This is a genomic window from Edaphobacter dinghuensis (assembly GCF_014640335.1).
Classification (GTDB): Bacteria; Acidobacteriota; Terriglobia; order Terriglobales; family Acidobacteriaceae; genus Edaphobacter; species Edaphobacter dinghuensis.
This window is the reverse complement of the sequence record NZ_BMGT01000005.1, coordinates 17,832-41,403: the sequence shown is the minus strand read 5'-3', so window position 1 is coordinate 41,403 and position 23,572 is coordinate 17,832. Positions and strand designations below refer to the sequence as shown.

Genomic DNA, 23,572 nt, shown 5'->3' with positions numbered 1-23,572 from the left:
GGATGAAATGGATATGGCCGCAGTACTCTCGCCATCGCCGCTATAGCGAGTTGTCCGATTCAATCCGCGAACACCTCGACGAAAAGATTGCTGACCTGATGGATCGGGGGATGACTCGGGAACAAGCCGAAAGCGCAGCCCGCCGCGAGTTTGGGAATGTGGCATTGATTGAGCAGCGTAGCCGCGAAGTATGGCAGTGGCCAAAGCTGGAATCTCTGTTGGCGAATACGAAATATGCGTTGCGGCGACTGAGGCGAGCACCTCTATTCACGACAATCGCCCTGATCACTCTCGCGGTTGCAGTCGGCGCAAATACCGTGATCTTCAGCGTCGTGAACGGCGTATTGCTCAAGCCCTTGTCCTATCCCGATCCCGACCGACTGATTGCTGTGGATCACTCATCGCAGCAAGCGGGCTTTAAGAAGATGGGCATCGATCCCTCGATCTACTTTGTCTATCGCGAGCAAAATACGACACTCGTGGACATCGGTGCCTATAACAATGATGAGCTTGACGTAACTGGTGCCGGAGCACCGGAACACGTGCGTGTTTTGGATGTCACAGATGGCACCTTGCCACTCCTGGGAGTTAGTCCGGTACGGGGACGGTTGTTTACTCGACACGATGACTCGCCGGGAGCTGCAAGGACTGTGATACTCACATATCCATATTGGCAGCAACGATTCGGCGGAGCATCATCGGTCATCGGCAACTCGATTACGGTGGGCGGCACACCCATGGAAATAATCGGCGTTCTTCCCCAACGCTTCCATTTCCTAGATCAGAAAGATCCCTCGTTGATACTCCCGATGCGGTGGGATCGTGCCACTACAGCCCTCGGAAGTTTTAACGCGCACGCTATAGCAAGGCTGAAACCAGGGGTCAGTGTGCAACAAGCCGGTACTGATCTCGAGCGCCTGCTTCCTGTGGTAATACGGACATTCCCGCCGCCAGAGGGCGTGAGTGCCAGCTTCTTTCAGTCAATGCACCTTGCGCCGAGCCTGATGCCCTTAAAGGGGGAACTGGTCGGCAATGTCCAGAATGCTCTCTGGATTCTGCTGGCCTCGACCATTCTGGTGCTTTTGGTGGCCTGCGCAAATGTTGCGAATCTCCTGCTTGTTCGCGTCGAAGGCAGGCATCATGAATTTACCATTCGCTATGCCATCGGAGCAGCGAGGAAAGGGGTTTCCGCCGACATTCTCCTCGAGAGTATGCTGCTCGGGCTTACGGGAAGCCTGATTGGACTGCTACTAGCATTGGGATCGATGCGCGTTATTGTGAGACTTGGAGCCGCGAACATCCCGCGCATCCGAGATATTAGCGTCACGCCATCTGTGTTGTTGTTTACCGTAACCGTTGCAGTGACTACCAGCATTCTGATTGCCTGTGTTCCGATTCTTAAAAACACAAGCCCACACCTCATAAGCAATCTTCGAGAGGGAGGCCGCGGGGTAGGCGAGGGCAGAAAAGGGCAACGCACACGCAAAGCACTCGTCATGCTTCAGGTTGCCCTTTCGGTAATCCTGCTGGTTTGTTCGGGACTTATGATTCGTACATTTCAGGCGATGATGCATGTATTGCCCGGATTCACTTCCCCTGAAACTGTCCAGACATTCGGCTTCTATATCCCGGAGACTCAGATCCCGGATAGCTCTCCGGAGCTTGTGATCCGCATGGACGAGGCGACTAGACAAAAGATTAGCTCGATTCCGAGCGTTGCTTCGGTGAGCAGTGGCTCTGCCGTGCCGATGGACAGCAACAGCTTCAACAATCCTGTCTTTGTACAGAATCACACTTATGAAGGCAATGAGATACCTCCTTCAAGACGGTTCAACTTCATAGCGCCAGGATTCTTTTCGACACTCGGCACACAGTTGCTCGCTGGTCGGGATTTCACATGGACCGACATCTACGAGAAGAGGCCGGTTGTCGTCGTCTCGAAGAGTTTCGCCAGCGAATACTGGCATCGGCCTCAAGACGCATTAGGTCAAAGAATACGCGTAACGAGCACCGACACATGGCGAGAAATCATCGGCGTTTCTGAAGATGTTCATTATGACGGCGTCGAGAAACCTGCTCCGTCAATGGTGTACTGGCCCCTCATGATGGACAATTTCGATGGTCAAAAGCAATGGCTACGTCGCGCCACAGTTTTTGTGGTGCGAAGTCAGCTTGCGGGGACGCAATCTTTGATGAAAGCTATCGAGCAACAAGTAGCAATGGTCGATCCAAATGTGCCGCTGGCGAACAGTGAAACACTGGGCGACCTCTACGCGCAATCGATGGCCCGAACAACTTTTACGCTTCTGATGCTCTGCGTCTCTGGAGGAATAGCTCTCGTCCTCGGAACCATTGGAATATATGGGGTGATTGCATATTCCGTGTCTCAACGAACTCGCGAAATTGGAATTCGGATGGCTCTCGGCGCACAGCGTAGTGCGGTGGTAGGGGCGTTTGTACGACAAGGCATGTGGCTCACTGTTGCTGGGATCACGATTGGCTTGGTGATCTCGTTGGCAACGATGCGTTTCATGTCCGCACTTCTCTACGGCGTTAGTGCTCACGATCCGATGACGTACATCGCAATCACTTGTGCCGTGATGATAGCCGCTCTGCTTGCATGCTATTTGCCATCACGCCGTGCAGCGGAAGTTGATCCCGCTCTAGCCCTGCGGTCTGAATAGGAGTTCAGAATGAACTGGATCAAACAATTGTTCTTTCGCGGCCGTCGTTACGATGAGCTGTCTGAATCGATTCGCGAACATCTCAACGAAAAAATTGCCGACCTAATGGATCGCGGCATGACGCGAGAAGAAGCTGAACGAACCTCCCGACGCGAGTTCGGCAATGTGACGCGGATCGAAGAGCGTAGCCGCGAAGTCTGGCAGTGGCCAACGCTCGAATCATTTTGGGCAGACGTGAAATATGGCATCCGTCAGCTTTGCAAGTCGCCAGCATTCACGATAACGGCACTTCTCACTCTCGCACTCGGCATTGGAATCAACACCGCCTTGTTCTCAATCGTGGACACCGTGCTTCTGCACCCGATTGCTTTGCCACAACCAGACGAACTGGTTGCCGTGGACGCCAGCAAGCCGAATTTCAAGGATGGCTCCATCTCATACCCCAACTTCCGTGACTGGCAAAAGGACAACCACTGTTTTTCGGCCTTGGCTATCTTTCGTCATACGGGTTTTCTATTGACCGGATTAGGTCAGGCGGAGCGCATTCACGGTGACTATGTATCTTCGGACTTCTTTTCTCTGCTTGGAGTAAAGCCCACTACGGGTAGGTTGTTCACAACAGGCGAGGATGAGCCTAACCGAGGTGCGATAGCCCTGATCAGTGAGGGATTATGGGCTCGCAAATTTGGGTCAGCACCCAACGCAATCGGTAAAACTATTGCCCTCGGGGGGAAAGACTTTACCATCGTCGGCGTAGTTCCGGCGAATTTCGATCTCGCGTTCTCCACATTTAAGCCAGGGGATGTCTATTTGCCGATTGGACAATGGAAAGCACCATTAAATGCTCGCAGTGCAGGGCTAGGCATTCATGGGGTTGCACGTCTCCTCCATGGCATAACGATTGCGCAGGCGCAGGAAAACATGAATGCTGTTTCAACACAGCTTTCTGCCGCATACCCGAATGAGGACCATGATATTTCTGCCAGCCTCACTTCTTTACGCCGCAAAATTGTAGGCGACGTACAGCCTGTTCTGCTGGCTCTGCTTGGCGCAGTTGGATTTGTTCTTCTCATCGCCTGCATCAATGTGGCCAACTTGCTACTTGCCCGCGCAAATATACGAGCGCACGAATTTGCTGTTCGCCTCTCACTGGGAGCTAACCGTACTCGAATCATTCGACAGTTACTCACTGAAAGCACCCTGTTGTCTATTGCCGGCGGGACCATTGGCCTCCTGTTTGCAGCATGGGGGACACGCATCACGGTGAAACTTGTTCCTGCTGCGCTCCCTCGGACTTCGGAAATTCATCTCAGTCTGCTCGCACTTGGCATGACAGTCGTTGTTTCTGTCGCTACAGGAATTATTTTCGGATTGCTACCCGCATGGAAGCTTGCAACACAGCAACCGCAAGCTGCGATGAAAGAACATGGCAGGGGTACCAGCGGGGCGCGCCATAGGACGCAGGATGCGCTGGTGATTTTTGAAATTTCCGCCGCTCTTATATTGCTGGTAGCTACCGGCCTCATGATCCGCAGTTTGGTTACGCTATCGCGCAGTAAGCCCGGCTTCGATTCGAATGGAGTTCTTACTTTCAGCTTGTCCGTACCCTATTCTCCAACTGCTGCTACCAGAGAAGTACAAACCTACCTTCGTGAAGTTGATCGCCACATTAAACAAGTACATGGCGTTCAGGCGGTTTCATCTTCCTGGGGTTCACTCCCCATGACCGGCAATGATGATGAACAGCTGTTTTGGTTGGATAATGAATCCCGGCCGACATACGCAAATGACATGCACTGGGCTCTTCGCTACATCGTTGAGCCTGATTATCTCCGAGTGATGCACATTTCGCTCTTGCACGGCCGCTTCTTTAACGATGCAGACCGGGCTAACTCCCCTTTGGTAGCAGTCATTGATGAATCGCTTGCAAAGCAATACTTCGGCAACAGCGATCCCGTCGGGAAACAACTCAATTTCGACGGGTCCGACAAAAAAATTCTGATCGTAGGGGTCGTGGGACACGTCATGCAGTGGGGACTGGATAATGACGCAAGCTATTCGCTGCGCTCCCAAATCTATTTGCCGACCGCCCAGATGGTTGGGGACGATCTGATTTCCCCGACAGGTATTGTTACCGATCTCGTCGTTCGCGCCGATAAAGCCGATCTGATTTTTCCAGAGATTCAGCGCGCATTACGTCAAATGAATCACGAACAGGTCGCATACTCACCTGAAACCATGACGCAGTTCATTGAAACAACACTTGCGGCACGGCAGTTCTTCCTGGCTCTCCTGGGTGTTTTTTCCGGCCTTGCACTACTGCTTGCCAGTATCGGGCTGTACGGAGTGATCTCGTATCTCGTCAGCCAACGCACCCAGGAAATGGCTATTCGCATGGTGCTGGGCGCCAAACGCGGAACAGTCCTCCTGCATGTCCTAAAACGTGGCGCACAACTTGCTCTTATTGGAGTCAGCATCGGAATATCCGCCGCCCTCGCCCTGACTCATTTATTGCAAAGCGTCTACCTTGCAAAAACCCCGGTGCTGTACGGCGTTCGGTCTTACGACCCCCTAACGCTGTTGGCAGTGAGCACATTGCTCATGGTAGTCACCCTTGCCGCCTGCTATTTTCCAGCGTACCGTGCTTCTTCCATTGACCCAATGCGAGCGCTCCGGTCTGAATAGGAGATTTTTCATGAACTCGATCAAGCAACTGTTGTCTCGCCGTCGCCGTTATGACGAGCTCTCCGAGTCAATAAGAGAGCACTTCGAAGAGAAGATTACCGATCTGATGAATCGCGGCATGACGCGCGAGCAGGCGGAACGCGTTGCCCACCGCGAATTCGGCAACGCAACACTGATCGAGCAGCGTAGCCGCGAAGTCTGGCAATGGCCGACGCTCGAAAGCATCTGGGCCGACACAAGATTTGCCTTTCGACAGCTATGGAAATCACCGGGGTTCACGGTCGCGGCGGTATTGACTCTAGCGCTCGGAATTGGGGCGACGGCCGCAATATTCAGCGTGATCGACGCTGTTGTTCTGCGCCCATTGCCTTACAGCGATGTGAATCGCATTGTGAGTGTTCCAACGTATTCTCCTTCCGGCGACTGGCAAATGTCCTCTTGGCCAGGATATCTCGAGATGCGCAAGTTGAACTCGAGCTTTGAAGCTTTTGCGGCCTACGAGGATTTCTGGGGCATGACCTTGAAAGCCGGGGACCAGACTCGTTATTTGAATGTCGATCAGGGGACGGATAACTTTTTCGATGTCTTCGGAGTACGCCCACTCCTGGGCAGAACATTTGCTCCCGGCGAGGATCAACCAGGGAAAAACAATGTCGTCGTCCTGAGCTATGAAGTGTGGCGTCAGTCTTTCAATGCTGATCACGATGTCATCGGTAAAGTTGTGAATCTCGACGGCGAACCATATCAGGTGATCGGAGTGATGCCCGCAGGCTTTCGTTTTCCATATGGAAAACCAAACCTGATTTACATTCCGATGCACGTCCGATCGAACTTCGTCGGGGAATGGCGGACTCACTGGCTAATAACTTTTGGCCGCATGAAGCCAGGAGTCTCTCTGCAGCAGGCCAGTGCCGATATGACGCATGTGATGCAGGAGATTGGGAAAGAAAAGCCTGATTCGGACACGGGACGTACCGCAAAACTGGTTCCTATCTCTACGACCCTGCGTGGCCGTGATGAATTGTCCGAGATATGGCTGATGCTGGGCGCAGTTTTGTCAGTGCTACTGATTGCATGCGCGAACGTAGCCGGACTTTTGCTCGCGCGTGGAGTCGCACGCGAACGAGAAATGGCCTTGCGGGTCGCAATAGGCGCGGCTCGAAGCAGGCTGATTCGTCAACTGCTGGTGGAGAATACCCTGCTCGGAGCGATGGGCGCATGTGCTGGAATTCTACTCGCCGCAAGTTTACTCGCAGCCATGAAGGCATTCCTGATCCATGCCTTTATGCGCGGTGCAAATATCACGTTGAATCTCGAAGTGATTGCCGTCACTCTAGGCGTCAGCGTCCTCTCCAGCATTGGGGCCGGACTTGCTCCGGCCTGGCACGCCGCCCAATCCAATCCCAACAAGGCCCTTAAGTCTGGCATCACGTCTGGCACTACAGGGCAGCAGCACAGGATGCGTGCAGGATTTGTGGTTGCACAAGTCTCGTTATCGCTGGTTTTGCTGGTTTTCTCCGGCATGCTTCTGCTTGCCTTGCATCGCATGTTGAGCGCTGACGTTGGATTCAATTCGAACAATTTGCTGGCGCTGGAAATCAATATTCCCTCCGGCGATTATGCCGCGAAGGGGCGAGATTCGGTGCGCCAGTTGCTCATGCCCTTGGAAGAGCGGGTGCGGGAAATTCCAGGCGTGACTGCGGCAGGTTTCAGCGACCAGGGGGCATTGCTTGGTTATGGAGGAGCCGTTTATCTGCCTCTTGTGGGCCAGCCACCGGATCCACCGAATATCCAAAGGACAGCTGAGAGCAGAGCTGTTTCATCCGGATACTATGCTGCGATCGGGCTTCCAATTCTCAGAGGCCGGAACTTCAATGCGCAGGACACGCCGGATTCGCAGGCAGTGGCGATTGTGAATCAGGCCTGGGTTAAAGAGTTTTTGCCGAAAGGGTTGGATCCCATAACACAAGCATTTCGAGAGGGAGACGGAAGCAAAGTTCAGATTGTCGGGGTTGTCGCCGATGCGCGACAGAACGCGCTGGAGCCTGCCCGGCCAGAAATCGACTTTCCAATTTCGCGGGAGTCTTTAGAGGAACAGAAAAATACGGGGTCGTGGAGCCCTTATCTGTATGTACGCACGGCAGTTTCTCCTTTGAGTATCATCCCTCAACTGAAGAAAGCCTTGAGTGATGTCGGGCCGGCAATCGCATTTCAACAGCCGGAAACGATGGACGAGTTGCTTAGCGATGCTCTGGTCAGCAACCGGATGGAGAGTTGGGTATTTGGAATCTTCGCCTGCATCGCAGTTCTCCTCGTGGCTGTCGGCATCTACGGCTTGCTAACCCAGGAAGTGATCAGTCATACGAGAGATATCGGTGTGCGTATGGCCCTTGGAGCAACGCGTATCGGAATCACGAAGATGATGTTTGCTCGCATCTCTATATTGCTTGCGAGCGGCTTGGGAACTGGGCTGTTCATGACTCTCGTGATCCATCGCGTCGTGGGCAACATCATTTCGATTCAGTTTGAACGCGATGGCATTGTCATCGTAGCGCTGGTAGCTCTGCTTGCCACAATTGGGTTACTGGCTGCGCTGACACCAATACGACGTGCGGCTTCCATTGATCCAATGCAAGCCCTTCGCACCGAATAGGGAGAATCGAATGAACTGGCTCAAGCAACTGTTCTCTCGTCGCCGTCGCTACGACGAACTTTCAGAGACGATCCGCGAACATCTCGACGAAAAGATCGCAGACCTGATGGAACACGGCATGACACAGGATAAAGCAGAACGCGCAGCCCGGCGCGAGTTCGGCAACGTCACGCGGATCGAAGAACGCAGCAGAGAAGTGTGGCAGTGGCCAACGCTGGAAGGCGCATGGGCAGACGTTAAGTTTGCACTAAGGCAATTACGCAAATCCCCTGGATTCACTATTGTCGCCCTATTAACTCTTGCCCTTGGCATCGGAGCCAACACCGCAATTTTTAGCGTGGTAAATAGCGTGCTTCTACGCCCTCTGCCTTTCCATGATCCTTCACGGCTCATGATGCTCGACGAGAAATGGTTGCCGCGCTTCTCGCATTTTGAGGCACCGCCTCAGGATTTTATGGCCTGGAGAGAACAGAGTAAGTCCTTTAACCAACTCGGCGCTTTTGTGAGCATGGCATTCAACCTTTCCGAGGGGGACAGGTCTGAGCGCATTTCGGGCGAGCGCGTTACAGCCAATTTGCCTGACCTTTTGGGAATAAAGCCCATCTTAGGCCGGACATTCACACCGCAAGAAGACACGGCAGGCAACGATCACGTTATCCTGCTCGGTTACAACCTGTGGAAACGGCAATTCTCCGGCAGCGCCAATGTGCTCGGATCTACCGTCAAGCTCAATGACGTTGACTTCACTGTTATTGGAGTAATGCCTGCAAGCTTCAGCTTTCCTCATGATGCTGAGATTTGGAAGCCTATGGGCCTCACCGCAGAAGATCTCGATGGAGGTCACTTTCTCTGGGGTATTGGCCGCCTCAAGCAAAATGTCACCCCCGAACAGGCTCAAGCAGAAATGGACGCCATCATGCCACGCCTGCGAACGCCGCAGTTCTGGAGTGTGAACGTATTCCCGCTCACCACGTATTACACCGGTGAACTCAAAACCCCACTGTATGTGTTGCTAGGTGCCACGGGGTTGGTGCTTCTCATTGCCTGTGTAAATGTCGCTGGTTTACTACTGGCGCGTGGTTCAGCCAGAGAACCAGAGATTGCGCTGCGAACATCCCTGGGCGCAAGTCAAAGGCGCATCGTTCAACAACTTCTGACAGAAGGTTTCGTGCTTGCACTGGCAGGAGGCATATTGGGGACTTCCTTTGCATTTATCGGCGTCACGGCTATCAGTAAGTCCCCCCTCGTTAACGTTCCAGAATTCGATAAGATCAGCGTAGACCATACGGTGTTGTTGTTCACAATCCTGCTGACAACAATAACCGGGCTGCTATTTGGATCACTGCCTGCCATACGGCTATCCAGCACAAATCTCTTTGATCCCCTCAAGTCTGGAAGCAAAGCTTCAGCGGGAGGCAAGCGGACCACTCTTCGCAGTATTTTAGTCGTGTCAGAAGTAGCTTTTTCCCTAGTACTTCTTACTGGTTCCAGCCTCGTGCTGAAGAGCTTCTGGCACCTGCTTCAAGTCGATACCGGGTTTAATCCAGAAAACATAGTGACGGCCAACGTCAATCTTCCATCTATCAAGTATCAAAAGCCGTATCAACAAGCTCAGTTTGCCGAAGCTCTTGTTGAGCACCTCATAAGGCTTCCGGATGTTCGACAAGCTGCTATATCGTCCGGTCTCCCTTTCAAGGATGCTCCGGATGCCGGTATCCGTATTGATGGCCGTCCGATTGGAGCAAGCGACTCAGGAACCACGGCAAACTACTACCGCGTCACACCGCAATACTTCCGTTCGATGGAAATTCCCTTGCTACAGGGACGCTTCTTCGATCAGCAGGACGCAGCAAATCACATTCCAGTCGCAATCATTAACGAAACGATGGCCAAGCGCTTTTTCCCATCGGAAAACCCTATCGGGAAAAGCATAGACATCTCAGGACCGACCTACCTTCGCCAGATTGTCGGAGTCGTAGGGGATGTTAAACAGACTGGCCTGAAAGCAGCCGTAAGCCCACAGATCTATGAACCTTTCGCTCAAAAACCATCGTCCTCCTTCAGCGTCATTGTTCGTGGACCTAATAGCGAAACGCTTGCCACGGCGATACGTCAACAGGTTTCAGCATTGGACGCAGAGCTTCCAGTATCGAAGGTTACGACGATGAAGGAAACAGTTGCGAGTTCTATGACCGGAGACAAATTTGCGGCAATCCTGCTCGGCATCTTTTCTTCACTTGCTCTGATGCTTGCAGCGGTCGGGATTTATGGGGTGATTGCATATTCAGTTCTTCAGCGGATGCAGGAGTTTGGAATTCGCATGGCTATAGGCGCGGGACGCGGGGATATTTTACGGATTGTCTTTCGTCATGGTTTGCTCTTGACCGCTACGGGAATGTTCGCTGGTATCGGTGGCGCACTCCTTCTCACCCGATTGCTTACCCGTTTGCTATTTCAGGTCAGCCCATTCGATGTGACAAGCTTTGCGTCATCAGTTGTTCTACTTGGAGCAATCTCGGTCGCCGCATTTCTCATCCCCGCTGTTCGTGCAGCACGTCTCAACCCTATGAATGTACTTCGTGGGGAATAGGGGAGGTACTTCCCACGCAAAGTCTTCACCGCAGGAGTTATCCGTATGCGCTGGCTCAGATCGTCATTCTCTCGCCATCGTCGCTATGACGAACTCTCAGAGTCTATCCGTGAACACCTTGACGAGAAGATCGCTGATCTCACGGACCGGGGCATGACGCAAGAAGAAGCAGAGCGAACCGCGCGCCGCGAGTTCGGCAACGTAACGCGGATAGAAGAGCATAGCTGAGAAGTGTGGCAGTGGCCAACGCTGGAAAGTATCTGGGCCGACATACGATATGCCATGCGACAACTATCAAGATCTCCGGCTTTTGCAGCAACTGCAATTTTTGTCCTTGCTATCGGGATCGGGGCCAATACCGGCATATTCACCCTGATGCACGCATTGCTACTCAAGAGCCTGCCGATCCCCGATCCGGACAGCCTCGTCCGCATCTCTGTCAATGGAGACTCCCCTGATCCCGGTGCGAATGGGATGCCATTAAATCTTTTCCTCATGCAGTCTCTGCAGCGCCAAGCGAAGTCCTTCTCCGGGATATTCGGCTGGAGTTCCAGCGACGTGGTGCTGACCGAAAATGGTGTCTCCCGCATTTACCCGGGGGCTATCGTGAGTGGAAATACATTTCAGGTATTGGGGCTGGCGCCTGCGGAAGGCAGGTTCTTGATGCCTGCGGACGATCAGACGGGCGGCGGCACTGATGGCTGGGCTATCGTCCTCAGCCATCGATTCTGGGTGCAGCATTATCACGAGGACTCGTCAGTCATTGGAAAGCAGATCACACTGTCTGGACAAAGCGTTACGGTTGTCGGGATTGCTCCATCGGGTTTTGACGGCGTGCTTGTTGGGACAAATCCTGATTTCTATATGCCGCTGGCATTCGAACCCCTCGTACATGGGAAGGAATCACTTTTGCATAGTACCGGCAGTCTCTGGCTTACTGCCTGGGGCCGCCTTAAGCCAGGTATCAGCCAGGCAAATGCTCTCGCAGAAATGTCCCATCTCTTCGAAGCCGTTATGAGGGAAACGGCTCCATCCATGCGAAGCAGGCTTGTCCAAAATCATGCCCGATTCGTGGTTGTCCTGGGCCGGACAGGCTAGAGCTTTTTACGCAACCAATACTCCAAGCCACTCTTTCTTCTTCAGACGCTCGTAGGTGTCGTACTTTTCGCATGCTGCCTCAACCTTGCCGGATTGTTTCTGACGCGCGTTGCTCAGCGTGAGCATGAATTTGCGGTTCGCGGAGCACTGGGGGCAACCCGAGTCCGGTTAATGCGGCAACTTCTGGTGGAAGCCCTGACCGTGTCAGTCGCCGGTGCAACGTTGGCAATCGCATTCGCATGGATAACGGACCGCTATTTATTGCAATTCATCAGTAACCGCGAAGCTGCGGTGGCTCTGTCTGTTGAACCCGATATATTCACTCTGGCTATTACTGCGGGATGCGCCATCTTCTGCGCATTACTCTTCGGTTTCATTCCAGCATGGCTGGCAGGCCACACCTCCATCGAGCCAACGTTAAGGCAGTCGAACAAAAACATTCTGGCGGGCAAAGGTACCTTCCTACGAAGGCTTTTTATACCTGCGCAGATTGCATTCGGTCTAGCCATGGTTGTCATAGCCACGATGCTCGGAGCCTCCGTAATGAACCTGAGAAATAGCAATCTTGGATTTCACATGGAGAATGTGCTCCTTGTCACCGCAGATTTTGGTGATCTTCCTCAAAAGGATCGAGATCTAGTCCATCTTGATCGGGAAATGGTTTTACGCATCGGTCAGATGCCAGGAGTGATAGATGCAAGCGTGGCTGAGAACACGCCGCTCAACGGCTGGAGTCATACAGAAGCATTCAGTCATGATGCGCATTTCAGTTCTGCGGAGGAACTGAGAGAAGACTATTCAGTGAATGATGTAGGAGCTCATTACTTCGCGACTCTCGGCACACAGATTCTCGCTGGCCGCGACTTTGCCGGCCAGGATTCGGACAGAGACACCTGCATTGTCAATCGTGCTGGGGCAAGTCGTCTTTTTCCCAATACTTCCGCCCTGGGGCAAGCTCTTTATCAGCATGTTGGTACGACCGCCTCCGGAGCGAACACGAAGGAATGTCGAGTGATAGGGGTTGTTGAAGATGCCAAATACAGCAGCTTGCGGCAGGCCACGACACCGACCGTGTATCTTTCATTCGGAAGCAGCACTCGGCGCTTGCAAGGCATGACCTTTATCATCCATGCCCATACACTCACGGAAGCCGACTCAGCCTATAGGAACGTGCTTCACGAACTCGCTCCCACCAGCCCCGAAGCTGAGCCGAAAGCGTTCGCCGTGCAATTCAACGATGCCATCTCGGTAGAGAGGTTGTTATCTGTACTATCGAACTTCTTTGCCGCGCTGGTGCTGCTTCTGAGCTGCGTCGGCATTTACGGCTTGACGGCCTCGTATGTAGATCAGCGGACCACAGAAATCGGCGTTTGTATGGCGTTCGGCGCTACTCGTATGGCTGTTTTCAATATGGTCATGAAGCAGACAGTCGCGCTGTTGGCACTTGGCACCGTGGCAGGCGGATGCTTGGCGATTCTCGCTGTTCACTCGGTGAAAGCATTTCTGTTTCAGGTGAATGCCGCCAGCCCCGTTCTGTTTGGAATGGCTGTTTTGACTTTGTTTCTAAGCAGCTTTATGGCGGCTGCACTGCCTGCGCGAAGGGCAGTTTCCATCGATCCCGCGCAAGCCTTGCGCGCTGAATAAGAGGTTAACCGTGAACTGGATCCAACAATTGCTCTTTCGTCGTCGCTGCTATAACAAGCTTTCAGAGTCAATACGGAAGCACCTCGATGAAAAAGATTGCCGATCCAATGTTCGGTGCTTTGGCTGCGGCCGCCAGGTTTGCCAGCACGCCGCAGCGATAGCATTGAGAGGCCCGCGCTAGCTCGGTGCCGTCTGCACGGTCGGAACTAGACAATCGCGTCTATGGCATCCGACGCCGCTTTCGCAACGCGGAACTTGATCGTTGTCTTCGCGGGGATCTGAATCGATTCGCCTGTAGCCGGGTTGCGGCCCACGCGGGCGGCCCGCTCTGACTTTACGAGTTTGCCTAGACCGGGAACGGTGAACTCACCGCTTTGCTTCGTTTCACTGATAGCGATTTCGGCCAGCAGGGCCAGGACTTCTGAAACTTGTTTGCCTTGAACGCCGGTCTTTTCAGAGATCATGCGCACCAATTCTGTCTTCGATAATGCCAATACGTGCTCCCCAGGTCAGTAGACCTCATTCCTATTATCGACTACAGCAGCCCCGACCTCTCGAAGCCAACCCAAAATGCCAGGATCCTTGCGCCTCGAAATGAAGAGGTCCGCCTCCACTTTGACGCCCGTTTCACGCTTCGTAATCGTAAGCAATTGCGCTGCGCGCATAGAAACACAGGGCTTAATCTTCTTAAACCAGTGCCAGGAATGGTATTCGAAAGCAGAAGGACTTTGCACTACGGCCAAATCCAAAGAAGAGCCTCATGACAAGTATTTTGAGACTTTGTAGGCAACTGATTCGATTGCTTCCTTCCACTTCCAATCAATCTTGCCATCGACTTTGAGTCGACGGATTCCGCTCTCCTTCCAGGCCTCTTCAATCGTAGGAGAGTATATAGAAAGTTCGAAGATCGTCATCGATCTTTGGATCCGCTCCGGCTGCGTGCGAATATATTCCGACTCAATCCCTTGTCTTAGATCCGCGGTAAGGCTCCGGATCGCTGCCTCCGATGCGGGATCTGAAGGCAGCGGTGCAAGCAGATGCAGGATCTCGGCACACTGCACACCCATCTGTCTAAGCTTTCGGGTCGCTTCTTCCTTTGTCATCGAGCGGCCATTCCCTGTGAGAATTCCTGTTCAGGCTCACGAAACAAAAGAGTGAAACATCTTGCTCCGATTCCTCTCTCCATCTTCTGTCATTGTGCACTTTTGCCACAACAGCATTCGAATTGAAATAATGCGGTTCCGATGTTTACTCGCTGCTCCGATCGCGAATCGATTGCACAGCAGCAAGCGCAACATCGAAATCCTGCTCGCCTCGAATGTCCAGGTAAACGATTCGCGATCCTACTGATCGAAGACATTCACTGCTGCTTCCTTACATGCACCGATCAATCGAGGCCGGTTTTCCCATTGGCCCAATAGGCTTTTACGTTCAGCTTGGAGAAGAGCATCCTCCGTGCGCGAAGCAGCTTGCGGAGAGTCTGAATAGACTGTGCTCTCCCGGTCAGAATCCACTGGGGCAGACCAAGACTTGTTGCTGTGCTCGCGAGGAGTTTATCGACCTCATGAAGATGGGTCTCATCCGCTGTCCGTTGAACGAGCTTTGTGTTCGTCAGGCCTGCTCGGCGCAGGACCTCCTCGGACTCGATGGACGACGAGACTTCGAACACATAATGCGCCTGGCGATTTCCAGTGTTGCTACTGGCGAGAGCCTGGGCAGCTCCGATTGAGGTCTCATCTCCAAAAAATAAGGATGGCCCCTTGATGTCTGCGAAGTTAAGAGAACTTCGCGGGCCTATAAATTGACAGGGGTCTCCCTTCTGCAGCGAGGCCGCCCAATCCGAGCCCGGTCCATTGCCATGAAGAAACATCAGGAATTGCGCAATACCTTTGTCCGGATTCCATGCGGTGGGAGTATAGGTACGAGTGACGAGATTCCCGAGATGAAACTGCACCTTCTGTCCGGGAATCCAGGTTTCGCCGATCAGGGCTGGCCCCGCCACCGTTACCAGGCGGAAATGACCAGTCAAGGCTTCGACATCCGTCACGATTGCGCACCGAAAGAAAATCTTCTGAACTGCATTGCTTAAAAACTCGGGGATCGGTGACATATTCCTTCTCCCTGCTTATGCGAAACCGTGTGCGTCAAATCCTAATGGTCGAGCGGAGCTGTCTTTGCGCAAGAAAATACGAGCCAAGCACCACAGCCAGCGCGAGAGTCTGCCCGGTGAGTGTTTCTACCGTCGGAAAGATTGAAAACCACAATCCGGCCCAAGACGGAATTCTATCCACCAGCCCAGGTATGGATGTCGTTGGAAGCCAATGAGCCAGTTGCATCTCCTGCGCCTGCTCTCCAACCATCACAAAGAGCACGACGGCAAGCAAGGCGCCCGTCAACACGAGCATCCTCTTATAGGGCAGTCTTCGGTGAGCGACAAAGGTAAGGGCCGCAACCGCCGCCGACAGTATCGAGCCAAGCAGTACACCGTAAAGCACCGGCTCGTTTCCCAATCTCAGCCGATAGCTTTGCAGGAAGAGAACAACCTCCACACCCTCCCGGTAGAAAGAGGAGAATCCGAGCAAAGCAAATCCTAACAAAACATTTCTTCTTCCTGACTGCTTTGTCGTCTCCTCGAGGAGGCTTCGTTTGCGCCTGTTATGGAGCGATATCCATCCCGTCCAGTAGAGCTTATGGAAAAACCAGTTCATGACGATCAGGAGAACGACGATAGCCAGCAAGCCGGTGGCGGCCTGCAGTGCAAGAGCGGAAACCTTCTTAGCAAGATCCGCGAGGATACGGACAGCCACCGACCACGTGATCAATGTCGCCCCAAAGCCGATCCCGGCTCCTATAGCCACAGGGCGGCGGTATCGTTCCTGGTCGCCGGTCAGTCCGGCGGTGATTGCGGCCAGCACCAGGACGCACTCCAGCCCTTCCCGGAATACGAGCACTCCAATGTCGAGGATGACGGAAGACTTTGTTGCTCCCCGCACGGTCGGATCAGGGCTGCCAGAAGGACGAGATATTTCCCAGACCATGGCGGCGAAAACCAGTCCTAATGCAGCCAGGCCAATCCAAATAGCGTATTTGGCTCTGTGGTGAGAACCGTTTGACCCGGCATGAGGTGGTACCCGAGCGTTCATAATCAATATAAGACTAAATCGGTCGTATTTGTGAGCGCACAAAATTTCATCCAAAGTGGTTGATTCCGCACCAGATGGCAGAAAAAGGCAGATCGGCGGAAAATGAGATTGGTGACACCGGAATTGGATGAGAGGCGAGTTTCGGTCATAGTTGCGTATGCATTGGTACGGAAAAATCAACGTTCGCCGTTATTGCATCGCCACAGGCACCGGTCGTATTCCTTTACCGCCAATGGCAGAAAACTGATTTTCGCCCTGACTGCCATAGGAAAATCCTTGTATTCCACCCATCCAAATGAAAGGCAAGACATCAGCGATGGCTTATGAAGAAATCATTGCGTACATAGACTCCGAGATTCTGTTACTCCAACAGGTCCGCGCACTACTCGCGCAAGAGCCTGGCCCTCCATCTGTCAGACGCCGTCGGCTTAAGCTGACGATTAAAAGGAGTCCCGCCGTTATTTCTGCTGAGCCAGTCACTCCTGCAGCAAAGGAACTCCCATCTCGCGACGAATCAGTTCTGAACACTCCGCCTCTCGCACCTCTACCCCAGCCAAGAAAGCGTCGCTCTCGCAAGGAGGTTTCCTTGTCCCCTTCTGCCCTCACTCATACAGCGCCAGCAAACCCGATCGCGGTATCTCAGGACAATGCAAGAAAGACCCGCGAGAAGTTCAGCGAGCTGATCGACACAAAGAAGGAGTCGGAACAAGTTGAATCAACTCCAGAATTAACCGAGAAGCTCCTCAAAGAAAGATGGATATCGGGCGCCAGTTAGTCGTGGCCCGCGGAATACAATCTGCTTCATCGTGCTAGCACTCCAGAGTGTCTTAAGCGTTTCTACTCTGATTGGTGCGTGACGAAGATGCAGTGAAAGTCGCCGGGCTAGTTCGGTCTTCCGTACGTATCAGAATCGCTTTGAGCTAGAGATGGCTCGCCGCAGGTCAACGATTGGCGTGTGGGCCAGAGATCTCAACCTAATTTCGGGATGAGTTGCATGAGAGCCGCCGATCCGGAAAAAAGCAAAATTGATTGTATGCGCAACAGTAGTGCTAGGAACATGAAAGGCGCGAGTGGCCCTGCTCGCGAGGTGGCATAGTTCGAAGCGATTCGGAACTTCTACGAGAGCTGACTGAGCTAGAGACGCGCGAGCCATATGTTCGCTGTCCTCCCATTTCATTTTAACGGCTACCAGCCGAGATAATTTAGTCCGTGTGGGAACAAAACGTGGAACGCCGGTGTCTTTTATGGTTAGGCATCTCGGTAATGAGCCTCTCTGTCTCGGTGTTCTGCTCGGCTCTTTATTCTCCTGCCTTGTCGCCGTGCTCACGTTCATCGAATATCGCGGACTGCCGTATCCAAAGATGCTGGTACTCACCGGCATCTTGCTCGGTCTCGCTCTGATCGTGATCGTGGGAGACCAAGCTCAGAAGATGCAGTTTGCACATCAGTTCCAACAGCTCTGGTTCATTGGCTTATCGGACGGAGCACTCGCATGGATAGACTCTGGTTCTGCGTTTTCCCAACAGTCGAGACACTAACTAGGCAGGTGATTGCATTCACCCTCGGATTCGTCTTCTACTTCGTAGCCCAACGCTCAAGGCAAGCAGCCGCTAAAACAACAGCAGCTCGCGGAGCCAGTCGTCGAGACAATAGTTCCTGGTGAATGGGCACTTCATCTTCCAACGCACGCAGCGTGGAGCGAGGTGGGCCAGTCGTGTGAAGGCCTTGAGAGTAGGGGACTCCCATCATCCGATCGATCAGTCCTCACGGAGAATCTCTTGCCACGCCCGCAATATGTGCTCGCGTGAGCGCTGATATGTGAAGGAGGTTGCGTACCTGCAATTTTCTAAAGAAAGTGCGGCCAACTGATCGGGCTGATGCAGGAACATCCGCATGATGTCTTCGATTTTTGTCACCATGTCCATCAAGTTCTCCACTTCCACGTGGGCATGCTGTGGGAGATCTTCCATGGCGGCTCCTGCAGCAGGAACTAGCACGAGGCAACCACACGCCATCGCCTCTCGAATCGTTCTGCTGAGCCCCTCTTTTGTGGATAGAGAAATGACGAGGACGGCGTCACGTAATGTGCTCGCCATCCGTCCTTCATCATAGCCCTTTAATAATAGCCACTCGTACATTCCGAAATCGTTAAGTCCTGCACAATTCCTAGCCGAGATGATTTTCCGAAGCATATCCAGTTGTGGGAGGTCTTTTGCGACACAAGCAATAATAGGCTTTTTATTCGGCATTGGATTGTAACTGAACACTTCACAGTCAATACTATAAACAACTCTAAAGATTTGACTTTCCGGAAACGTGAAGGCCAAGTGAGATCTATTATGCTCGGAAACAGCGAATACCGCAGCTACCGATGGATCTGAATAAGTTTTGAATAGCTGCTCATCACTCTGAAATGCCTGAAACCCGTAGTAAACGTTTTTATTAAAAATAACCTTACGGCCAGGGAAACTTTCGATCATTGGTCCGAGAACTTCTGGCAACACGAAATAGTCCCGCTGTCTGTCGTGAAGGTTCCACATGTCTCGGAAACAAATGGTGCGCGTTTCATTTCTGAACCATGTGTGCCGATAACCCTCCTTCAGGTGAAGAGCATATGCGTCGCTTCCGCTCTGGTTCAAAATGTCAACATGCTCGTATGTATCCTTCTCTCCTCCGGACGGTAAGCCACTATCGAACGCGTAATAGAATATCCTTGGGTCTCGCATTAGCCTTTCTCCCCCCTCGCCTTCTCAATTTTGGTTTTTCAATACAGTTGATGATCCGCTCACTTCGTGAGCACGCCGTATGGTTAGTACCCGAAGAACATAAGAACAACGTCAACAGCGGTTCATCTGTTTCCCGTCTGTCGGCAACCGCTTATCCTATCGGCGAGCCAAATGTCAGTAGTTACGGATTGTAGTGAAAAGGGATATGCTCCCTAACATTACATTAGGGATCGGGTTATGCCTGTCATACTTTAGTCGGTCAATTAGGTTATTGTCTTTCTGCAAGCAAGTCGCTTAGCCGACCATGGATCAACTCCCGTATTTGCTGCCTATTGAAGCGCAGCACGTCGCGCTTTGCTTGGAGAGCTCTCTGAATCACTATGTCATTGTCATAGTGTTCCGCCACAAAGACCATATTTGATGCAATGTCGTCGAGACGTGGATATGCCCACTTCATATTTCCCGAGAATAATCCGAAGCAATCATCCGTCTCGATATTCCTCTCCTCCGAAGGAATTAAAAATGCATTGTCTTCTGTCATGTAGTGAAGGTTCCCCGAGTAGCCGGTAGCTATTGCAGGTATGCCGAGAAGCATTGCGTCGGATAGAGTTAGTCCCCATCCTTCGCCATGATGAGTGCTTACGTATACGTTAGATATCGCGTATAGCGCATTCACTTCTCCGTCTGATAGGAAGTTGGTAATCGTTGTGATGCGTTGATCGGAAGTGGTCGAATCCGACAGCGGAGCCTTCAGTATTAGCCGGGCTTGCGGAATTTGATCCGCGCAGCTGCGGAATGAGTTGATTAAAGCCTTGATATTCTTCCGCTTGTCACCGGTGGCACCCATATTCAAGAAGAAAAAATCGTCGTCACGAGGGCGAATAATCTCTCTTACACGATCGAACTCGATTTGCGAATAACCTCCGTCTCGCTCTATGCAATGGGGAATGCAATAGACGCGATCATGATACTGTTCAATGACCGATTTGCAATATTCCGAAGGGGTCCACACTTCCTGGACTAGAGAAAGTGACGCTCGATACGGCTCGGGTAGCTTGTCGGCTTCCCATACGCAATAACTAATTACATATTTCCGGCTTAATCCAGGATATTCCTTATAGATTGCAGCATAATCATGAGGTTCTATATGCAAGATTACGAGATCGAGCGATGCGAGCTCATCGGCTGTTTTTACCGCTGACACAACGTCCCAGCGCTCTCTGATAATTGACTGGTATAAGGCGCTGACTCGGCTATGACTTGCGTAATTCTGGCTTGCGTAACCAATTGTACGTCGTTTCATATGGATATACGTTGAGACATTCAAGTGTGATGAGAGAACCGCGAAAAGCCAGGCACAATAGTTTCTTGATGACTCTCGCAAGCAACCCAGAGAGATAAACTTCGGCGCAAACGTAAGTTGTCGTGGACCGAGATGTTCTCAGCGCCCAACTGGTCACTGTCGACGCCTGACTGCATCTCGTAGATTCACTCTCTTGGCGCTCGCTGCCGCTACATCAAGACTTACGAGCTCTTTATCAGAGAGTTCGATCTGCACCCCGCATGTTTTTTATTTGCGTCCTTGAGCACTCCGATCGGTTGTCACTTATGTGCGGGATGTGGTGTAAAAACTATCACGCGCTTGGCTAGTGATCGGTTGGCAATATTGTGAGCACGTCCAGGTATCCTGGACAAGAGCAGGCTATCTCACAGAATCCTGAGGGATAGGACTGGCTAGTAAGCAAAGAGTTCTCTCAGGAACGCATTGAGTAGGTCAGGCGCGACTTTTGGTCGCAATTAATAGTACAGACGTGCAGATGTTACGGCCAATCAATAAGCGGAGATGAGAGAGATTTTTCGTTGTGTCTTCCCATGGTTGATGCGCTATAAACCAATCCTCCATGCTATTTCCTATATCCATGTTCATAGGCTCGAGGCTGTGACCTTGCTTCTCAAGGCGGTACTGCAATTCGCTTAGGTCTCTCTGTCGATAAACTACCGTTGGTCCTTCGGTGAGCGTGGCGTCGTTCGACAAGAGATTATATTCTGTCGTGTGGACTGCAACACCGCCGGGTCTCAAGCACCGCATTTGGGAATGCAGAAACTCAAGACCTTTTTGTAGACTTCCCAAGTGCTCGAGTGCACAACACGACCACGAGAAGTCATAGCCGTTAAGGTCTGCGGGCAGATTATTCATATCAATACGTCGTAGCGTCACATTTTTGTGGAATATGGAGGGTTCGCAGATATCGGGGTTGTTGAGAGCTCCAAGATCGGACGCCCATTGACCGTCCCACGCGCCGTCGGAGTCGGTCTCGTGGTCCGTGGCGGTTATCGTGCAGCCCCTGTTTGCGAATATTGATGGCAATGGCTCCAGGCCAACAGCAAAACCGAGACCACGTTTGCCCGGTCCCAACATTCCTCTCTCTTCGAGAGCTTGGCAAACTGTAACGAATTCCCACTCTTTGCGATGTAGAAAACGTCCGCCAAGTTGGATGCCGTTGGCATCATGCTTCATGCTTTCGCGCCAAGGAATAAACCAAGGCTCAGAAAAATCGTTCTTTACGCAGAGTTTACTTGTTAGCATAATCTTCCCTTTGGGTACTGATTCCACGTAATGTAGTCCGGTTTCCTACGCGGCCCCACCTGGTCGCATGCTTCCTGAGTTGCTAATCTTCAATCGCGGTGTGTACTAGCCGAATACGCACGAACCTATTCAGCACTACCGTCACTCACAAATACTCTTATGCGGATTGTCCCTCCTCGCAACGTACTTTGCCCTCATGAAGTCCATTCCAGAGCTGCTAGTAGTCTAGCCACGTAATCGTGTGCCTACGCAAAGACTTTCTGAGCGAGGGATATCGGCGAAGAACGGCTTCCTGACGAAGTAGCATCGAGGCAAGGTGCACTGGGCAATGGGGAGCGGGAGCAGATTGGCAGAATGCTGAACCGCGGCCGTAAGTCGGCGCGAGCGCGCGGCGAGCGCGAGTTTTGCGGCAATTGGACGAGGGGCTAATAGCCCCTCGGGGCGGCCAGAACGTAAACATGGATTCCAAAGCGGTGCGGGCCATAGTACGGCGCCACGAACAAGAAGAGTTGGGATCGGGCAGATCACAGGAATTCTACAGACCACGTTGGTCTTGCTCTGACATACATACTTAACATCGTACCTGACGACACGGCTTGGATATATCTTATTTGATGTATGCTGAATAGGGCCGACCCATAGCCGTGAGGATTCGCCTTTTGCCTTTAAATGGTGTTCTCCCATGCGAAACGCGCATGTTATCTAGAACTAAGACATCACCCTTTCGCCATTCGAACAAAACTTTCTCTGCTTCAAATGCAGTTCTTATTTCGGCGAGCATTTCTTCATCTATTCGAGAACCATCCCCAAAAGTAGCGTTTCTTGGAAAACGATCCTCGGTGAACATTTCACCAAGAGCTGCCCGCGTCCGGCCGTCCAGTGCGGAAGGATGAAAGAGGTGTGCTTGATTAAACCAAATACACGATTCAGATACTGGGTGGTTAGCAAACGCTTGGCAGATTTGTCGCGTTTGCAATGCTCCATCCGGAAACCACACGGTTTCGATTTCATGTTCTTCGCAATACTTATCAACCATATCGCGTGACTGGGTTTGGAATACGACCTGCCAGGGTAAATCAACGCTCTGATGATAGTTCCTGATATACATAATCTCCTTCTCGCGAAAGACATCCTGTATCATCTTGGGTATTCTGTTCGTCACGCGAATGGTGTCGGCGATTGGCGTTTGTCCTGCCTTATCGGCCGCAGGCTCTATGCAGCAAAACATAATTAGCAGAGGCCAGTCCCTCTGGTATGCGTTCTCATTGTGGAGCGGTATTGATAAACCAGCAGGGTACTCCGTTGCTGTGTAGATACCGTGACCTAAATCTGTCCTCGGCGTTGATCGGTACATGTAATTAAGCGGCTGGCCACACAAAAGCGTGACGATCTCTTGGAATTGGGGCTCCGTTGATATATTAAAGCCCCGAAGAAGTACGGCACCGAGTTCCCTTATCGTGTTGTCAATCGTCTGTCGATTGCTAGCAATCTGTTGTGACAGGGTCTCCTGCGAACTAGATGCGATGACGAAAGGTATCATGATCATCTCTCCATTGTTGGCATAGGTGATACGCTTTTTAAGCTGAAGGTTGCTGGAAGGAGAACGGCCACGATTCCGAATTCTGATGAATGTCAGATAACTCTCAAAATGACCGCGACCGGCTGCCGGGGACTGACTGTAGAGATACTATGCTGGTGATTCCTAGCTGATTCTGTCCTTCTTCATACTGAAAAGCAGTCGGAGCCGCTCCAGGTTATGCGC

General features: G+C 52.2%; 17 protein-coding genes and 1 pseudogene. 10 read left to right on the top strand and 8 right to left on the bottom strand.

What is annotated here, in order from left to right:
- Positions 1–2 precede the first annotated feature (2 nt).
- The 8 genes and pseudogenes from IEW09_RS18305 to IEW09_RS18835 all read left to right on the top strand — a co-directional run bounded on the left by IEW09_RS18305 (position 3) and on the right by IEW09_RS18835 (position 13,354).
- Complete coding sequence (locus IEW09_RS18305; RefSeq protein WP_229739438.1) at positions 3–2,684, top strand: ABC transporter permease; 2,682 nt, start codon at positions 3–5, stop codon at positions 2,682–2,684.
- Between the two features lie 9 nt (positions 2,685–2,693).
- The gene (locus tag IEW09_RS18300) at positions 2,694–5,369 is read left to right on the top strand and encodes an ABC transporter permease (protein WP_188555712.1); all 2,676 of its coding nucleotides are present in this window, start codon (positions 2,694–2,696) and stop codon (positions 5,367–5,369) included.
- A gap of 10 nt (positions 5,370–5,379) precedes the next feature.
- The gene (locus IEW09_RS18295) at positions 5,380–8,022 is read left to right on the top strand and encodes an ABC transporter permease (RefSeq protein ID WP_188555711.1); all 2,643 of its coding nucleotides are present in this window, start codon (positions 5,380–5,382) and stop codon (positions 8,020–8,022) included.
- A 10-nt stretch (positions 8,023–8,032) separates the two neighbouring features.
- On the top strand, positions 8,033–10,612 hold the full coding sequence (locus IEW09_RS18290) for an ABC transporter permease (RefSeq protein WP_188555710.1): 2,580 nt from the start codon (positions 8,033–8,035) through the stop codon (positions 10,610–10,612).
- Between the two features lie 45 nt (positions 10,613–10,657).
- Positions 10,658–10,840 (top strand): permease prefix domain 1-containing protein, encoded by a 183-nt coding sequence (locus tag IEW09_RS18285; RefSeq protein WP_188555709.1) that lies wholly within the window; start codon positions 10,658–10,660, stop codon positions 10,838–10,840.
- Between the two features lie 54 nt (positions 10,841–10,894).
- Positions 10,895–11,710: an ABC transporter permease gene (locus IEW09_RS18280; RefSeq protein ID WP_188555708.1), complete on the top strand. Its 816-nt coding sequence runs from the start codon at positions 10,895–10,897 to the stop codon at positions 11,708–11,710.
- Between the two features lie 60 nt (positions 11,711–11,770).
- Positions 11,771–12,805: pseudogene (locus IEW09_RS18840) on the top strand (FtsX-like permease family protein); the annotation flags it as partial.
- 18 nt (positions 12,806–12,823) lie between these two features.
- Positions 12,824–13,354 (top strand): FtsX-like permease family protein, encoded by a 531-nt coding sequence (locus IEW09_RS18835; protein ID WP_308420570.1) that lies wholly within the window; start codon positions 12,824–12,826, stop codon positions 13,352–13,354.
- Between the two features lie 206 nt (positions 13,355–13,560).
- Here the strand turns inward: IEW09_RS18835 and IEW09_RS18270 are convergent, their stop codons facing one another.
- The 4 genes from IEW09_RS18270 to IEW09_RS18255 form a co-directional block, all read right to left on the bottom strand.
- Positions 13,561–13,848 carry an HU family DNA-binding protein gene (locus tag IEW09_RS18270; RefSeq protein ID WP_263369212.1) on the bottom strand — a complete coding sequence of 96 codons (288 nt, stop codon included), beginning with the start codon at positions 13,846–13,848 and terminating at the stop codon, positions 13,561–13,563.
- Between the two features lie 264 nt (positions 13,849–14,112).
- Positions 14,113–14,457, bottom strand: a complete 345-nt coding sequence (locus tag IEW09_RS18265; RefSeq protein ID WP_188555706.1) for a hypothetical protein — start codon at positions 14,455–14,457, stop codon at positions 14,113–14,115.
- Positions 14,458–14,741: 284 nt separating this feature from the next.
- Positions 14,742–15,464: a siderophore-interacting protein gene (locus IEW09_RS18260; RefSeq protein WP_188555705.1), complete on the bottom strand. Its 723-nt coding sequence runs from the start codon at positions 15,462–15,464 to the stop codon at positions 14,742–14,744.
- 34 nt (positions 15,465–15,498) lie between these two features.
- Positions 15,499–16,551, bottom strand: coding sequence for an FTR1 family iron permease (locus IEW09_RS18255; RefSeq protein WP_229739437.1), 1,053 nt, complete (start codon positions 16,549–16,551; stop codon positions 15,499–15,501).
- A 532-nt stretch (positions 16,552–17,083) separates the two neighbouring features.
- Here IEW09_RS18255 and IEW09_RS18250 point away from each other — a divergent pair.
- Together IEW09_RS18250 and IEW09_RS18245 are read left to right on the top strand one after the other, a co-directional pair.
- The gene (locus tag IEW09_RS18250; protein WP_188555704.1) at positions 17,084–17,272 is read left to right on the top strand and encodes a hypothetical protein; all 189 of its coding nucleotides are present in this window, start codon (positions 17,084–17,086) and stop codon (positions 17,270–17,272) included.
- A gap of 436 nt (positions 17,273–17,708) precedes the next feature.
- Positions 17,709–18,035 (top strand): hypothetical protein, encoded by a 327-nt coding sequence (locus IEW09_RS18245; RefSeq protein ID WP_188555703.1) that lies wholly within the window; start codon positions 17,709–17,711, stop codon positions 18,033–18,035.
- A gap of 219 nt (positions 18,036–18,254) precedes the next feature.
- Here IEW09_RS18245 and IEW09_RS18240 read toward each other — a convergent pair whose 3' ends face one another.
- The 4 genes from IEW09_RS18240 to IEW09_RS18225 form a co-directional block, all read right to left on the bottom strand.
- Entirely contained in the window at positions 18,255–18,977 is a 723-nt protein-coding gene (locus IEW09_RS18240) for a glycosyltransferase family protein (protein ID WP_188555702.1), read from the bottom strand.
- A gap of 514 nt (positions 18,978–19,491) precedes the next feature.
- A complete protein-coding gene (locus IEW09_RS18235) occupies positions 19,492–20,526 on the bottom strand; it encodes a glycosyltransferase (protein WP_188555701.1) in 1,035 nt (344 codons plus the stop codon).
- Positions 20,527–20,997: 471 nt separating this feature from the next.
- Positions 20,998–21,810 (bottom strand): class I SAM-dependent methyltransferase, encoded by an 813-nt coding sequence (locus IEW09_RS18230; RefSeq protein ID WP_188555700.1) that lies wholly within the window; start codon positions 21,808–21,810, stop codon positions 20,998–21,000.
- A gap of 607 nt (positions 21,811–22,417) precedes the next feature.
- Positions 22,418–23,356, bottom strand: a complete 939-nt coding sequence (locus IEW09_RS18225; protein WP_188555699.1) for a TauD/TfdA family dioxygenase — start codon at positions 23,354–23,356, stop codon at positions 22,418–22,420.
- Positions 23,357–23,572: the final 216 nt, after the last annotated feature.

Excerpts from the sequence above, each read along its gene's own strand:
- IEW09_RS18225 (WP_188555699.1), bottom strand. The coding sequence starts at position 23,356 with ATGATCATGATACCTTTCGTCATCGCATCTAGTTCGCAGGAGACCCTG.
- IEW09_RS18230 (WP_188555700.1), bottom strand. The coding sequence starts at position 21,810 with ATGCTAACAAGTAAACTCTGCGTAAAGAACGATTTTTCTGAGCCTTGG.
- IEW09_RS18290 (WP_188555710.1), top strand. The coding sequence starts at position 8,033 with ATGAACTGGCTCAAGCAACTGTTCTCTCGTCGCCGTCGCTACGACGAA.
- IEW09_RS18265 (WP_188555706.1), bottom strand. The coding sequence starts at position 14,457 with ATGACAAAGGAAGAAGCGACCCGAAAGCTTAGACAGATGGGTGTGCAG.
- IEW09_RS18280 (WP_188555708.1), top strand. The coding sequence starts at position 10,895 with ATGCGACAACTATCAAGATCTCCGGCTTTTGCAGCAACTGCAATTTTT.
- IEW09_RS18235 (WP_188555701.1), bottom strand. The coding sequence starts at position 20,526 with ATGAAACGACGTACAATTGGTTACGCAAGCCAGAATTACGCAAGTCAT.
- IEW09_RS18240 (WP_188555702.1), bottom strand. The coding sequence starts at position 18,977 with ATGATCGAAAGTTTCCCTGGCCGTAAGGTTATTTTTAATAAAAACGTT.
- IEW09_RS18285 (WP_188555709.1), top strand. The coding sequence starts at position 10,658 with ATGCGCTGGCTCAGATCGTCATTCTCTCGCCATCGTCGCTATGACGAA.
- IEW09_RS18295 (WP_188555711.1), top strand. The coding sequence starts at position 5,380 with ATGAACTCGATCAAGCAACTGTTGTCTCGCCGTCGCCGTTATGACGAG.
- IEW09_RS18300 (WP_188555712.1), top strand. The coding sequence starts at position 2,694 with ATGAACTGGATCAAACAATTGTTCTTTCGCGGCCGTCGTTACGATGAG.
- IEW09_RS18305 (WP_229739438.1), top strand. The coding sequence starts at position 3 with ATGAAATGGATATGGCCGCAGTACTCTCGCCATCGCCGCTATAGCGAG.
- IEW09_RS18260 (WP_188555705.1), bottom strand. The coding sequence starts at position 15,464 with ATGTCACCGATCCCCGAGTTTTTAAGCAATGCAGTTCAGAAGATTTTC.
- IEW09_RS18835 (WP_308420570.1), top strand. The coding sequence starts at position 12,824 with ATGACCTTTATCATCCATGCCCATACACTCACGGAAGCCGACTCAGCC.